This is a genomic window from Aeromonas sp. (assembly GCF_050633025.1).
Lineage (GTDB): Bacteria > Pseudomonadota > Gammaproteobacteria > Enterobacterales > Aeromonadaceae > Aeromonas.
Genome location: NZ_JBODRQ010000095.1, coordinates 1 through 13,418, shown reverse-complemented (window position 1 = coordinate 13,418; position 13,418 = coordinate 1). Strand labels below are relative to the sequence as shown.

General features: G+C 60.9%; 14 protein-coding genes and 2 tRNA genes. 10 read left to right on the top strand and 6 right to left on the bottom strand.

The genetic code is table 11. The annotated features are described in order from the left end of the window. Positions 1-287: 2-amino-4-hydroxy-6-hydroxymethyldihydropteridine diphosphokinase (locus ACRAUW_RS12945; protein WP_431362598.1), on the bottom strand; the 287-nt coding region annotated here is incomplete at its 3' end. Between the two features lie 124 nt (positions 288-411). Between ACRAUW_RS12945 and cydH the strand changes: the two genes are divergently transcribed. From cydH to ACRAUW_RS12925, 4 genes are all read left to right on the top strand, one after another. After that, a complete protein-coding gene (gene cydH, locus ACRAUW_RS12940; protein WP_005341891.1) occupies positions 412-504 on the top strand; it encodes a cytochrome bd-I oxidase subunit CydH in 93 nt (30 codons plus the stop codon). A 422-nt stretch (positions 505-926) separates the two neighbouring features. After that, positions 927-2,894 (top strand): ATP-binding protein, encoded by a 1,968-nt coding sequence (locus ACRAUW_RS12935; protein ID WP_431362597.1) that lies wholly within the window; start codon positions 927-929, stop codon positions 2,892-2,894. Between the two features lie 55 nt (positions 2,895-2,949). Next, positions 2,950-3,447 (top strand): response regulator, encoded by a 498-nt coding sequence (locus ACRAUW_RS12930; RefSeq protein WP_431362596.1) that lies wholly within the window; start codon positions 2,950-2,952, stop codon positions 3,445-3,447. A 67-nt stretch (positions 3,448-3,514) separates the two neighbouring features. Continuing rightward, entirely contained in the window at positions 3,515-5,488 is a 1,974-nt protein-coding gene (locus ACRAUW_RS12925) for a DNA topoisomerase III (protein ID WP_431362595.1), read from the top strand. Positions 5,489-5,528: 40 nt separating this feature from the next. On the opposite strand, the gene ACRAUW_RS12920 is transcribed toward ACRAUW_RS12925, so the two are convergent. Together ACRAUW_RS12920 and ACRAUW_RS12915 are read right to left on the bottom strand one after the other, a co-directional pair. Beyond that, positions 5,529-5,969 (bottom strand): DUF417 family protein, encoded by a 441-nt coding sequence (locus tag ACRAUW_RS12920; protein WP_431362594.1) that lies wholly within the window; start codon positions 5,967-5,969, stop codon positions 5,529-5,531. A gap of 13 nt (positions 5,970-5,982) precedes the next feature. After that, positions 5,983-6,516, bottom strand: coding sequence for a carboxymuconolactone decarboxylase family protein (locus ACRAUW_RS12915; protein WP_431362593.1), 534 nt, complete (start codon positions 6,514-6,516; stop codon positions 5,983-5,985). Between the two features lie 103 nt (positions 6,517-6,619). Here ACRAUW_RS12915 and ACRAUW_RS12910 point away from each other — a divergent pair, with 103 nt between their 5' ends. Beyond that, positions 6,620-7,450, top strand: a complete 831-nt coding sequence (locus ACRAUW_RS12910; RefSeq protein WP_431362592.1) for a cupin domain-containing protein — start codon at positions 6,620-6,622, stop codon at positions 7,448-7,450. A gap of 43 nt (positions 7,451-7,493) precedes the next feature. Here ACRAUW_RS12910 and ACRAUW_RS12905 read toward each other — a convergent pair whose 3' ends face one another. Further along, complete coding sequence (locus ACRAUW_RS12905; protein ID WP_431362591.1) at positions 7,494-8,849, bottom strand: TrkH family potassium uptake protein; 1,356 nt, start codon at positions 8,847-8,849, stop codon at positions 7,494-7,496. Beyond that, positions 8,846-9,499, bottom strand: coding sequence for a potassium channel family protein (locus tag ACRAUW_RS12900; RefSeq protein WP_005339863.1), 654 nt, complete (start codon positions 9,497-9,499; stop codon positions 8,846-8,848). The genes ACRAUW_RS12905 and ACRAUW_RS12900 overlap by 4 nt, the downstream gene beginning before the upstream one ends. Positions 9,500-9,626: 127 nt before the next feature. Between ACRAUW_RS12900 and murB the strand changes: the two genes are divergently transcribed. Beyond that, positions 9,627-10,664, top strand: a complete 1,038-nt coding sequence (gene murB / locus ACRAUW_RS12895) for a UDP-N-acetylmuramate dehydrogenase (RefSeq protein WP_431362590.1) — start codon at positions 9,627-9,629, stop codon at positions 10,662-10,664. After that, positions 10,661-11,626: a bifunctional biotin--[acetyl-CoA-carboxylase] ligase/biotin operon repressor BirA gene (birA, locus tag ACRAUW_RS12890; RefSeq protein ID WP_431362589.1), complete on the top strand. Its 966-nt coding sequence runs from the start codon at positions 10,661-10,663 to the stop codon at positions 11,624-11,626. Before murB ends, birA begins: the two co-directional genes overlap by 4 nt. Before the next feature lie 121 nt (positions 11,627-11,747). Here the strand turns inward: birA and coaA are convergent, their stop codons facing one another. After that, the gene (gene coaA / locus ACRAUW_RS12885) at positions 11,748-12,686 is read right to left on the bottom strand and encodes a type I pantothenate kinase (RefSeq protein WP_431362588.1); all 939 of its coding nucleotides are present in this window, start codon (positions 12,684-12,686) and stop codon (positions 11,748-11,750) included. Positions 12,687-12,949: 263 nt separating this feature from the next. Here coaA and ACRAUW_RS12880 point away from each other — a divergent pair. The 3 genes from ACRAUW_RS12880 to ACRAUW_RS12870 form a co-directional block, all read left to right on the top strand. Next, positions 12,950-13,034 (top strand) — tRNA-Tyr (locus ACRAUW_RS12880). Positions 13,035-13,072: 38 nt separating this feature from the next. Further along, positions 13,073-13,147 (top strand) — tRNA-Gly (locus tag ACRAUW_RS12875). A 168-nt stretch (positions 13,148-13,315) separates the two neighbouring features. Further along, on the top strand, positions 13,316-13,418 hold a 103-nt coding region (locus ACRAUW_RS12870), incomplete at its 3' end, for a GTP-binding protein (RefSeq protein ID WP_034524332.1).

Sequence of the window (13,418 nt, the reverse complement as noted above, 5' to 3'; positions counted from 1 at the left end):
TCGATGTCGAGCGGCCGGTCGTGTACCTTGCAGAGCGGATCGTTGCGATCCCGGCCGTGATCTACCTCGAGGGCGACAAAGTGCTGCTTGAGGCTGGCGGCATCGAGCGAGCTCTCCACCACCAACAGACAGTTGAGAAAGTCGTGGTTAGAGTGCATTCCCACCGGCTTGGTGCGGATCACCGAACTCAGCCGCAGGGGGCCGACGTTCGCAAGCAGCTCGGCCAGCGCGCGGCTGACATGGATATGCGGGTCAATATTGGAACCAATGCTACACAGATAGAACATGTTCACCTTCCAGGGGTTGGCTTCATCTGAAATGTATACGCAGCTCACGGTTATCGGATTAACTATGACTTAACATTCTATTATCTATTGTGATCCGGCACTGATTGGCAGAAAGGAGGTTTGCATGAGTGTGGAGCTGAAATGGGCGCTGTTGACCGCCTCTGGGGCGCTGGCGATGATCCTGACTATCTGTCTGGCCTCTGTCGCGTTGGCCTGATCCCCCCAATCCAGATAGCCCAAGCCGGTTTGTGGGCCTGTCTCTTGATCACACTTTTGGATGCGCAAGAGACAGTGCCAGTTTATAGCCCTCAAGGGGGTTGTAACCGAAACCAGCTCTTCCTTGATTTCGCCAATGGGGCTTCCCGTTCGCTTGGTATCCTTCCTGCTCCCATGATGGCTGGTTCTCACTGCTCGGTATCCTCAACGCCCCGGTGTCCGTAGATCTTCCAGATGTTGTGATCACCCGCGATGATTTGGCGCTGCGCCTGTGCTGCATGTATCAGACCCGACAGCGATCTTTGTTCTGAAAACAACTTTTTTAACGGTTTGTTTACTTTCTTCTACCGCTGTTAGTCCCCTCGCAAAATAGTGACAGATTCATTGATATAGTCGGGATTGAGCCTCAACGGAGTGTCGCTGATGAGCCCTTTTTCACTGCTGTGTGTCGCCGCCAATGTGCAACTGCTGGCCGAATTCGAACAGGAGTTGGCCCCACTGCTCGGCCATTTTGCGCTGGTGGTGGTGGTCGGGCAGGAGTCGGCGGAGCTGGCCTTGGACGAGCTGGATCGCAAGGGGCAGCCACCCGCCGTGGTGGTGTGTGACAGCGAGCTTGGGGATGGGCGAGGGGCCGATTTTCTGATCCGCCTCGGCAGCCGTCACGAGGCGTGCCGCAAGATCCTGCTGGGCAGCCAGCCAGAGATGAAATCGATCATCGAGGCGGTCAACCTAGGCCGTCTCGACTACTACCTGCAACGTCCCTGGCGCGATGGCAGCCTGCGCCGGGCGGTGATCGAGCAGGCGAGCCACTTTGTATTGCAGCGTCCCGAGGCGGATCTGCTGAGCTATGCCGCTGTGCTCGACAATCAGAAGTTGCTGCGGGTCCACGTCGATCGCCAGTTGGCCGCCTATCGGCAGGGCTTTATGGATTACACCCGCTGCAGCGATGAAGAGTTGTCACGGGTGGTGATCGACGGCCTCTACCAGTTTTTCGATGACAACGACGAGGCGCGGGTCTGCCGCCACTACAGTCCGGGCCATGTGCTGACCCGCGAGGGGGAGCCCAACAGCTTCCTCTGGTTTATCGCCAAGGGGGAGGTGGTGCTGCGCAAGCGGGACGAGCAGGGGATCGATCAGGAGGTGGTGCACTACCGTACCGGTTCGCTGGTGGGGGGCATGTCCTTCGTGACCGGCGAACCCGCCTTCACCACCGGGGTGACCCTGACCGGTGCCGAGGTGATCAAGCTCGACAAGCTGCAGTTCTCCCGAGTGATGCAGGCGCGCAGCGAACTGCTCCCCTCCTTTACCAACCTGCTGCTGCGCCACTTCAACCGTCGCCTGCAAAACAGCATCCGCACCGAGATGCGGCTGCAACAGACCCTCAACTCCCTCGATGCCGCTCACGCCCAGCTGGTGGAGAACGAAAAGATGGCGATGCTGGGTCAGCTGGTGGCAGGGGTTGCCCACGAGCTGAACAACCCGGTGGCGGCCATCATCCGTGGCAGCGAGACCCTGCGGGCCGCCATCCCCGATCTGGTCAATCTCGAGCTGCCAGCCCCCATCAAGGGGCTGGGCAACCAGACCCTCTGTCAGGCACTCTCCTCCCAGCCGGTCTCGACCAGCGAGATCCGTGACAAGACCCGGCAGGCTGAGGGGCGCTTTGGTGATCGCCAGCAGGCGCGGCTGGCGGTGCAGATGAATCTGGATGACGAGCTGAACTGGCAGCGCTGGTTTGCCAGCCGCACTGCCGACGAGCGGGAGGCGCTGCTCTCCCGGCTGGAGCTGTTCCAGCAGACCGGCAGCTTCCTGCGCAATATCGAGGTGTGCGCCCGTCGCATCGGCGATCTGGTCAAGAGCCTCAAGCAGTATGCCCGGCAGGACAGGGACGAGCCCTCGCTGGTAGACTTGCACGAGGGGCTGGAAGATACCTTGATGATTTTCGAAAACCGCCTCAAGCATCATGAGCTCTGCAAGGAGTACCAGCCGCTGCCGCTGGTACGCTGTCACCCCATCGCCCTGCAACAGGTGTGGACCAACCTCATCGCCAACAGTCTGGATGCCATGAGCGGTCCGGGGCGACTCACCATCCGCACCGGGTTGCTGGATCCTGAGTGGGTCATGGTAGAGATCGAGGATAGCGGTTGCGGCATCGAGCCCGAGCTGTGGCAGCGGATCTTCGATCTCAACTTCACTACCAAGCGGGAGGGCCATTTCGGCCTCGGGATTGGTATGAGCGTTTCGCTGCAGATAGTGCAGCAACACCACGGCCGGATCGAGGTGACCTCCGAGCCGGGCCGCTATACCCGGATGCGGGTCTGTCTGCCGCTGGACGGCATGGGGCAGGCTGGTTACGGGGGCGAGCCTCACCACAACAAGGAGCATGCGGCCTGAGCCGTCGCCAGCATCAATCGCGCGGCGTGCCAAACCATGTCGCCAAGGAGGAGCAATGAACAAACACTATCTGATCCTGTGTGTGGATGATGAGCGGGAGGTGCTGGATGCGGTGATCCACGATCTCGCCCCGTTCCGTTCCCACTTCGAGCTGGAAGCGGCCGAGAGCGTCGATGAGGCGCGAGCGGTGGTGGAGGAGTGGGAGCGCGACGGCAACAAGCTGGCGCTGATCCTCTGTGACCACATCATGCCGGGAACCCTGGGGGTCGACTTTCTGGTGGAGCTGAACCGGCGTGCCACCACCCGCGCCAGCCGCAAATTGCTGCTGACCGGGCAAGCGGGGCTGGAGGCCACCGTCGAAGCGGTCAATCGCGGCGGGCTGCACTACTACCTGGCCAAACCGTGGCAGCTGGAGACCCTGCAAGAGGCGGTGCGCGAACAACTGACCGACTACCTGCTGGCGGAAGATGGCGAAAATGCCTTCCACTATGCGCCGCTGCTCAATCAGGCGCGGCTGTTTGCCGCCATCCACGATCACCCGTTCGACGAATAGGGGTAGTTGGGCTTTCGCGGTGGCAGTTGTATACTGTCTGCATATACAGTATTGCAGGTAGCCACCGATGCGACTCTTTATTGCCGAGAAGCCCACGCTGGGCCGCGCCATTGCCGATGCCCTGCCCAAGCCCCACAAGAAGGGCGACGGTTTTATCGAAACAGCCCAGGGGGATGTGGTCACCTGGTGCATCGGCCATCTGCTGGAGCAGGCCGAGCCCGATGCCTATGACGCCGCCTTCAAGCAGTGGCGGATGGAGCATCTCCCCATTATCCCCGCCCAGTGGCAGCTGGTGGCCAAACCCAAGACCAAAACCCAGCTCACCGTTATCAAGCGACTGATCAAACAGGCCGACTGCGTGGTCAACGCCGGTGACCCGGACCGGGAAGGGCAACTGCTGGTGGACGAGGTGATCGACTTTCTCGGCTACCCGAAAACCAAGCCGGTGCAGCGTTGTCTCATCAGCGATCTCAACCCGCCTGCAGTGCGCCGCGCTCTCGAGAAGCTGCGGGACAACAAGGAGTTTGTGCCGCTGGCAGTCTCCGCACTGGCCCGCAGTCGGGCCGACTGGCTCTACGGCATCAACATGACCCGCGCCTACACCCTGCTCGGGCGCAAGGCCGGTTGCAGCGAGCTGCTCTCGGTCGGTCGGGTGCAGACCCCGCTGCTGGGGCTGGTGGTGCGGCGGGATCTCGAGATCGAGGCCTTCGTGCCCAAACCCTTCTACGAGGTGCTGGCCCATCTGCTGACCGACGGCAACGAGCGCTTCACCGCCAAGTGGCTGCCGTCTGAAGCCTGCCTGCCGTGGCAGGACGAGGAGGGGCGGGTGCTCAACCGGGCGCTGGCCGACAAGGTGGTGAGTCGGATCAACGGCCAACCGGCACAGGTCGAATCGGTGGAGGAGCAGGCCCGCAAGCAGGCGGCGCCGCTGCCCTACAACCTCTCCAGCCTGCAGATCGATGCCGCCAAACGGTTCGGCATGGATGCCAAGCGGGTGCTCGATATCTGCCAGAGCCTCTACGAGCGCCACAAGCTCATCACCTATCCGCGCTCCGACAGCCGCTATCTGCCGACCGACCACTTCAAGCGGGCCGAACAGGTGCGCGGTGCCATCGCCGCCACAGCGCCTGCGCTGGCCAAGGCGGTGAGCGAGGCAGACGGCAAGATCCGCAGCAAGGCGTGGAACGACAGCAAGGTGGATGCCCACCACGCCATCATCCCCACCGAGAAGCAGGGCAACCCCGCCACGCTGGGGGCCGACGAAGCTAAGCTCTATGGCCTGATTGCCCGACAGTATCTGCTGCAGTTCTATCCCCCGTTCGAATACAACGACAGCAAGGTGCTGCTGCGCATCGCCGGTGGCCTGTTTCAGGCCAAGGCGCGGCGCATTCTCAAGGCGGGCTGGAAGGCGCTGCTCGGGGTGGAGGAGGATGACGACGAAGAGAAGGCGGGCACGCTGCCTGCCCTGAAAGAGGGAGAGCAACTGCTGTGCGAGCGGGGCGAACTGCAGGAGAAAATGACCCAGCCGCCCAAGTCGTTCACCGATGCCACCCTGCTGGCGGCCATGACCGGCATCGCCCGCTATGTGCAGGATCCCGAGATCCGCAAGACCCTGCGCGACACCGATGGCCTCGGCACAGAAGCGACCCGGGCCGGCATTATCGACCTGTTGTTCAAGCGCCGCTTTCTGGTGCGTCAGGGCAAGAGCATCAAGGCGACCCCGACCGGGCGGGCGCTGGTTCAGGCGTTGCCTGCGACAGCTACCACGCCTGATATGACGGCGCTGTGGGAGCAGAGCCTAGGCCAAATCGCCGAGCGCCACGGCAGCTATCAGCAGTTTATGGGGCCGCTCACCGAGCAGCTCAACGGCCTGATCGAGGGGGCGCGGCAGGACTCCGGCGCCAGCTTCAGCGCCCTGCCCAAGGAGGCGCCGGGTGCCAGCAAGCGGCGTTTTACCAGGCGCAAGAGTCCGGCGGCCAGCACGACGGGCGGGCCCCGACCACGCAAGACGGCCAGCAAGCGCCAGACCAGGGCGGCATAACGAAAAAAGGCGCCCATCCCGGGCGCCAAAGGCATTGTTGTCAGGCTGCCTGAGTGGACAAGCTGGCACGGATCCGGTGCTGGTAGTGCAGAACCACACCGAGAAACACCAGATCCTTGAACAGGAAGAACTCGGTGACTGGCACGCCATCAACCACTTTCCAGACACCTGTCAGAGTCAGCAGGAAGCTCAGCGTTGCCAGGAAGGTGATGATAGCCCCCATGCTGCACCAGTAACCGATGCGAGGTTGCCACAGACCCACGACCAACCCGATGGCGATCACTATCTCGACCACCCCGATCAGGTTCGATACGCTCTGTTCCGACAGGGGGCCATAGAGCCAGCTCATCAAGGGGTGGCTGGCTACCAGTGGTTTGATGGCGGCTGCCTCTGTCGGGGTAAACTTGAAGACGCCGATCCAGAGCAGGGTCAATACCACGCCCGCCAGGGCGACCAGAAAGCCTTTGTCATGTTGCTGCATGGGGGCTCCTTGTTTAAGGGGTCAGCGTGACCGGCGGGAAGTCGATCTCGGTCGCCGCAAGGTGGTTGCCATAGTTGGTCAGGGTATTGACCACCACCTGGCCGAGCACCTCCAGCAGCAGCTCGTCATCCACGCCTGCGGCACGAGCGCTAGCAAGCTGCTCGTCACTGATCACCCCGCGCTGATTGACCAGCGCCGTTGCCAGTTGCAGCAGGGCGTGATCAAGAGGTGCCGAGGCTTGGCCGAGTCGGGCTGCCCGGATCTCCTGAGCCGAGAATCCGGTCTTGCCCGCGAGCAGTGTGTGGGCAGAGAGGCAGTATTGGCAGGCGTTGGCTTGACCTATGGCCAGTGCCAGCAACTCCCGTTGTGGGGCAGTGAGGCGCCCCTTGCCAAGTGCCTCGGCAAAGCCCAGGAAGCCATTGAGCAGGGCTGGCGAGTGGGCCAGGGTAGCGTAGAGGTTGGGCACCATGCCCAGATTGCGTTGCAGGGTGGCCAGGGTCTGGGCGGCTGCGGGTTGCGGTTGGGATACGGGTTGGATACGGCTCATGATGTACTCCTGTGTGTTTGTGACGGTACGGGAGACAGTGTGTCGTCATTCGTGATACGATTTATCACCAATCGTCTTTAAATCGATATCATTCGTCTCAAATATGGATCCGCTCTCTGCCCTGTTGGTTCATGCCACCCCCGAGGCGAAGATCTTCTTCGCTGGCAACCTGTGTCAGAACTCCACCAGTGATGATTATCAGGGCGGCGGACATCTTCATCTGCTGCGTAGTGGAGCCGTGATGCTGCGTGAAGAGGGGGGGGCCAGCTTGTTGCTCGAGGAGCCGACCCTGATCCTGTTTCCACGGGGGCATCGTCACAGGCTTGAGCCCAGAAAGCTGGGGGGTTGCGATCTGGTGTGTGCCAATGTCGCATTCGGCAAGGGGGGAGCATCGCCGTTGCAACTGGCATTACCGGGCTCGCTGGTGCTGCCGTTACGGGAGTTGCCTGCCCTGACGCCAGTGTTGAACCAGTTGTTTGACGAGGCATTTCACCCCCGCTACGGGCAGGACCCGCTGATATCTCGCTTGCTTGAGGTGCTGTTGATCCTGTTGTTGCGTCATCTGGTTGAACAGGGGATGTGCCAGCAGGGGATGCTGGCGGGCATTTCCGATCCCCAGTTGGCCAAGGCGATCTCGGTGATGCATCAGCGTGGGGATGAACCCTGGACGGTGGCCACGCTGGCGCGGGAGGTTGGCATGTCGCGGGCCCGCTTTGCCGCGAGATTTCAGGAGCGGGTCGGTCAAGCGCCGCTTGGTTATCTGACCCGCTGGCGCATGGCGCGCGCCTGCCAACAACTGCTGGCGGGGGAGCCCATGGTGCAGGTGGCGCTGGGGGCGGGGTATAGCAGCAGTGTTGCCTTTGGTCGGGCATTCGAGCGGGAGCTGGGGGTGAGCCCGGGGCGCTGGCTCAAGACGCAGCAACAAGCCGAATAAAAAAAAACGGGGCAGCCAGTGGCTGCCCCGTGTTCATGGCTGGTCAGCCGGTATAGACGTTCTCTTCCGGATAACGGATGCGGGTCTCGACCGGGCGGGCCAGCATAAAGGCCAGGGTCAGGGGGCCGAGACGGCCGCAGATCATCACCAGCACCAGGATCAGCTTGCCCGGCTCGCTGAGGGAGGCGGTGATGCCGGTGGAGAGGCCGACGGTGGCAAATGCCGAGATGGTCTCGAACATGATTTTGTCGAACGGCAGATCCTCGGTCACCATCAGTAGGAACATCGCCAGCATTAGCACCATGGTGCTGACGATGATGATGGCCAGCGAACGGGTCACGATCTGGGGTGACAGGGTGCGACCAAAGGCGGTGACATGGGGTCGTTTGGTCAGAAACGCCTTGGTCGCCAGCAGCACGACTGCGAAGGTGGTCACCTTGATACCGCCACCGGTCGAGGTGGCACCGGCACCGATAAACATCAGCATCATCAGAAACAGCAGCGCCGCCGGGGTCATCAGCCCGATATCGATGGTATTGAAACCGGCGGTACGGGCACTGGCAGACTGGAAGAAGGCTGCCAGCAGCTGGCCACCGATCCCGGCGTTGCCGAGGGTGCCCGGGTTGTTGTGTTCCAGCAGCCAGAACATCAGGGTACCGGCCAGCAGCAGTGCTGGGGTCATCAGCAGCATAAGCTTGCTGTGCAGCTTGAGCTTGCGCCAACGGCGGTTGCGCACCAGGTCGACGATGACGGTAAAGCCGATCCCCCCCAGGATCAGCAGACCGGCGATGGTCAGGCTGATGATGGGGTCGTCCCTATAGCCGATGAGATTGTTGGCAAACAGCGAAAAACCGGCGTTGTTGAAGGCCGATACCGCGTGGAAGAAGCTGACATAGAGGCCGTGCACCCAACCCATCTCGGGCACCCAGCGGATCGCCATGATGCCGGTACCGATCAGCTGGGCAATAAAGGCGAACAGCACGATGCGTTTGACCAGCTGGATGATGTTGACCGACCCCTCCTGTCCCAGCGCCTCCTTGGCCAATACCTGCTGGCGCAAACCGACCCGCTTGCTGAAGATGGCGATCAGCAGCAGGGTCATGGTCATCTGGCCCAGACCGCCGATCTCCATCAGTATCAACAGGAAAATCTGCCCCTGCAGGGTGAAGGCGGTGCCGGTATCCACCACGCCAAGACCTGTCACGCTGATGGCCGAGGTGGCGGTAAACAGGGCGTTGACGAAGGTAACCTCGCCATTGTGGCTGGAGGGTTGCACCAGAAAGAGGGTGCCAATCAGCAGAATGATCAGAAAGCTGCCGAGGATCAGCCGGGCTTCGCTCCAGCGGGAGTCCTGCTGCCGATGGAGGGCGAAGGCGTAGCTGCTGCGCCAGTTGATCATAGGGTTTCGAGCCAGTGGTCGATGGCGTGCTTGTTGCCCGCCAGGATCAGGATGTCGCCCAGTTGCAGCTCCATCTTGCCGGTCAGTACGTTGTGCAGCACATCACCACGCTTGATGGCGAGCAGCTGGAAATCGCTCTGTTGCAGCAGGTGGAAGTCGCCCAGTTCCCGGCCGTTCTGTTGCAGGCCGATCACGAACTCGGTCAGCACCATGTCGTGGCCCAGCTCCAGATAGTCGAACAGCCGGTTGTCCAGCATGCTCTGGGCGACCCGGCGGCCCATGTCCCACTCCGGGTTGATCACCTTGTCGGCGCCCACTTTCTGCAGGATCTTGGCGTGGAACTTATCGCGCGCTTTGACCCACACCTTCTTCACGCCCGCCTCTTTCAAGACGAGGGTGGTGAGGATGCTGGTCTCCAGGTTGTCACCGATGGCAACGAAGACGATATCGAAATTGGCCAGTCCCAGCTCGGCTACGGTGGCCTCATCGGTGGCATCCGCCACGATAACGTGATTGCAGAGGGCGGCGATTTGCCGGGTCTTGCTCTCGTCGATATCGATGGCCAGTACTTCGGCATCTTGCCGTTGCAGCTCTTCGCACAGCGCGCTGCCAAACAGGCCCAGGCCGATGACGGCAAACTGGTTGTTCATGAGTTGTTCCTCAGCAGTTGAAGTCGCCTACTCTAAACCACTGCTATTCCTCCGAAAAGGGCTCGGGTTTTTCGTCATGGGGTAACTTGAGGTAGACTGCGCCCTTGCACCAAGCCGGGATAGACCGATGAAACTGAATGCCAACGCCTCCTTGTTGAAGCTCAACACCCTTGCCCTCGATGCGTACTGCCTCTGGCTGGCCGAGGTGGAGCAGGTTGCCGATCTGGCGACCCTGCGTGCCGATCCACAGCTCAACCAGTTGCCTCGCCTCAATCTGGGCGGCGGCAGCAACATGCTCTTCACCACCGATTTTCTCGGTCTGGTGGTGCTCAACCGGCTCAAGGGGATTACCGCTGAAGATGGCGGCGATCACTGGCTGCTCCATGTCGCAGCGGGTGAGGATTGGCATCAACTGGTCTGCCATACCCTGCAACAGGGTTGGTTCGGACTGGAGAATCTGGCGCTCATCCCCGGCACGGTCGGTGCTGCGCCAGTGCAGAACATCGGTGCCTACGGGGTCGAGCTGGCGAACTTCTGCGCCTATGTCGAGGCGTTCAACTGGCAGAGTGGCGAGATCGAGCGGATCGCGGCGGCAGAGTGCCGCTTCGGTTATCGCGACAGCATCTTCAAACACGAGTATCAGGATTCCCACCTGATCACCGCCGTCGGGCTCAAACTGCCCAAGGCGTGGCAGCCGGTGCTGGGCTATGGCCCGCTGGCGGCGCTCGGTGACGCGCCTTCGGCGCAGGCCATCTTCGACACCGTCTGCGCCACCCGAATGGCCAAGCTGCCGGATCCCGCCGTGCTCGGCAATGCGGGCAGCTTCTTCAAAAATCCGGTGGTGCCTGCCGCGCTGGCGGAGAATCTCAAGGCGCGCTACCCGCAGATGCCCTGCTATCCGGCCGGAGAAGGGCAGGCCAAGCTGGCGGCAGGCTGGCTCATCGAGCAGTGCGGTTTGAAAGGTTTCGCCATCGGCCGCGCCGCTGTTCATCAGGAGCAGGCGCTGGTGCTGGTCAATCTGGGGGGCGCCAGTGCCATGGAGCTGATCGCGCTGGCGGCTCATGTCCGCGACAGCGTGGAGCAGACGTTTGGCGTGGTGCTGGAGCATGAGGTGCGCTTTATGGGCGCGCACGGTGAAACCTGGCTCGACGAGGTGCTCTCATGACGTTGACTCCCATCAGACAGACCCTGATCACCCTGCTTAGCGACGGCCAGTTTCACTCCGGCGAACAGCTGGGCGAGCAGCTCGGCATCAGCCGGGCTGCGGTGAGCAAACACATGGCGGCGCTCAAGGAGCTGGGGCTGGATCTCTTTAGCCTGACCGGCAAGGGCTACCGGCTGGCGGTGCCGATGGCGCTCTATGATCAGGCCACCTTGCTGGCACTGGCCCCGATGGCGCCGGTGCACTGTTTTCCGGTCATCGGCTCGACCAACCAACACTTGCTGGATCGGGTCAATGAGCTGAGCTCCGGCGAGAGCTGTCTGGCCGAGTGTCAGACAGCCGGGCGCGGGCGTCGTGGCAAACCCTGGATTTCGCCGTTTGGTTGCCAGCTGATCCTCAGCATGTACTGGCGACTCGAACAAGGCATGGCGGCGGCCATGGGGCTCAGTCTGGCGGTTGGCGTGGCAGTGGTTGAAGCACTGGAGAGCCTTGGTTATCAAGGTGTCGAGCTCAAGTGGCCGAACGACCTCTACTATCAGGGCCGCAAACTGGCGGGAATACTGGTGGAGATGAGCGGTAGCGCCGGGGCCAGTTGTCATCTGGTGATCGGCATCGGTCTCAATCTGGCGATGCCTGCCCGTGAAGGGGAGAAGATCGATCAGGCCTGGGCCGAGCTGCGCCACATCAATCCGGAACTGGTGGATCGCAATCAGTTGGCGGCCCGGATGATCGTCCATCTGCAGCGTGCGCTGCACACCTTTGAGCAGCAGGGGTTGGCAAGCTTTGTCGATGAGTGGAATCGGCTCGATCACTTTGCCGGTCGTCCGGTGCGCCTGCTGATGGGAGATCAGGAGATCCGCGGCATCGCCCGTGGCATCGACGATCGCGGCGCCCTGCGACTGGATACGGAGGAGGGCACCAAGTTCTATCTGGGTGGTGAACTCTCCCTGCGCCCGGGTGATTGAGTGTTACGCCTGGCGATAACCGTTAGCGACAAATAAAGGGAGGGGACCTGCGGGTCCCCTCTCTCAGTTATCCGGTAATCCTGAACTGCGCGAACTGCGCGAACTGCGCGAACTGCCGTGCTTATTTGCGCAGCTTGATCTGTTCGATGGCGTGCTCGTTGCCCTTGGTCAGGATCAGGTTGGCCCGCTCCCGGGTCGGCAGGATGTTCTCCTGCAGATTGAGATAGTTGATATCCTGCCAAATGTTGTTGGCGATCTGGGTCGCCTCGCTTTCGGTCAGCCTAGCGTAGTGGTGGAAGTAGGAGTCCGGGTCCGAGAAGGCGCCGCTGCGGAATTTGAGGAAGCGCTCGATATACCAGGTGCGCAGCAGGTTGGCTTCGGCATCCACATAGATGGAGAAGTCGACGAAATCGGAGACAAACACCCGGTGTGGCTCCTGAGGGTAGTCCATGCCGCTTTGCAGCACATTGAGCCCTTCCAGGATCAGAATGTCCGGCTGCTCCACCACCTTCTTCTCATCGGGAATGATGTCGTAGATAAGGTGGGAGTAAACCGGCGCTTCCACCTTCTCGTGACCAGCGCGGATGTTGGCGACAAACTCCACCAGATGGCGGATGTCGTAGGATTCCGGGAACCCCTTGCGGCGCATCAGGCCGCGCTCTTCCAGTACCTTGTTGGGATAGAGGAAGCCGTCGGTGGTGACCAGCTCCACCCGCGGATGTTCCGGCCAGCGCTCCAGCAGGGCCTGCAGAATACGGGCCGTGGTACTTTTGCCCCCCGCCACGCTGCCGGCAATGCTGATGATGTAGGTGCCCTTGCCGCGGGACTGGCCGAGAAACTGCTCCAGCACCCGGCTGCGACGCTGTTTGGCTTTGACATAGAGATTGAGCAGGCGGGAGAGAGGCAGATAGATCTCTTCCACTTCCCGCAATGACACCTTCTCGTTGATCCCGCGCAGGGTCTGCAGATCGTGTTCGGTCAGGGTCAGGGGGACCGAATCGCGCAATAACGCCCATTGTTCGCGGGTGAATTGCAGATAGGGGTTATGCTCTGTCGTCATGGTGTCATCACTGTTTCTTGGGCACGGCGACCATACACCAAGGGGGGGGGAGCGACAAGGGACGCAGCAGGATTGGCTTGTTTGCCCCCACTTTTTTGCAAACTTCTCAGCAATAAAGCATATTTTGCCGTGCTCAATGGTTGCATCCCCCAAATCCTTACAATAAAATGCGCGACGCTTGACTGTCTGTCGTCTATTTGCCGTGCAAAAGCGATAAACACAACGGGTGCAAGCAGAATTACCGTTGTGACAATCTGGCGTCTGGAGGGGTTCCCGAGCGGCCAAAGGGATCAGACTGTAAATCTGACGGCTCTGCCTTCGAAGGTTCGAATCCTTCTCCCTCCACCATATTTCTCTGCGGTTTGAGTTCTTTGGGTTAGAGAAATGCGGGCATCGTATAATGGCTATTACCTCAGCCTTCCAAGCTGATGATGCGGGTTCGATTCCCGCTGCCCGCTCCAAGATGCTGATATGGCTCAGGCGTTAGCAGAGCCGCACCCTAGGGTGAGTTCGGCAAGCGAACCAGCCATCAGTACCTCTCTCTTTCCCACCAGATTCAAATCCATCATATAAACTGTTCTGTGGTTAGCTTGCCACCGCGTACTCAGCGTTAGTTTAGAGGGACGATCATGTCTAAAGAAAAATTTGAGCGTAATAAACCGCACGTTAACGTGGGTACCATCGGCCACGTTGACCACGGTAAAACCACCCTGACAGCAGCTATCACCAACG

Coding starts and splice junctions, on each gene's coding strand:
- ACRAUW_RS12915 (WP_431362593.1), bottom strand. CDS start 6,516: ATGAGCCGTATCCAACCCGTATCCCAACCGCAACCCGCAGCCGCCCAG.
- murB (WP_431362590.1), top strand. CDS start 9,627: ATGAAACTGAATGCCAACGCCTCCTTGTTGAAGCTCAACACCCTTGCC.
- ACRAUW_RS12900 (WP_005339863.1), bottom strand. CDS start 9,499: ATGAACAACCAGTTTGCCGTCATCGGCCTGGGCCTGTTTGGCAGCGCG.
- ACRAUW_RS12910 (WP_431362592.1), top strand. CDS start 6,620: ATGGATCCGCTCTCTGCCCTGTTGGTTCATGCCACCCCCGAGGCGAAG.
- ACRAUW_RS12925 (WP_431362595.1), top strand. CDS start 3,515: ATGCGACTCTTTATTGCCGAGAAGCCCACGCTGGGCCGCGCCATTGCC.
- coaA (WP_431362588.1), bottom strand. CDS start 12,686: ATGACGACAGAGCATAACCCCTATCTGCAATTCACCCGCGAACAATGG.
- ACRAUW_RS12920 (WP_431362594.1), bottom strand. CDS start 5,969: ATGCAGCAACATGACAAAGGCTTTCTGGTCGCCCTGGCGGGCGTGGTA.
- ACRAUW_RS12905 (WP_431362591.1), bottom strand. CDS start 8,849: ATGATCAACTGGCGCAGCAGCTACGCCTTCGCCCTCCATCGGCAGCAG.
- birA (WP_431362589.1), top strand. CDS start 10,661: ATGACGTTGACTCCCATCAGACAGACCCTGATCACCCTGCTTAGCGAC.
- ACRAUW_RS12935 (WP_431362597.1), top strand. CDS start 927: ATGAGCCCTTTTTCACTGCTGTGTGTCGCCGCCAATGTGCAACTGCTG.
- ACRAUW_RS12930 (WP_431362596.1), top strand. CDS start 2,950: ATGAACAAACACTATCTGATCCTGTGTGTGGATGATGAGCGGGAGGTG.
- cydH (WP_005341891.1), top strand. CDS start 412: ATGAGTGTGGAGCTGAAATGGGCGCTGTTGACCGCCTCTGGGGCGCTG.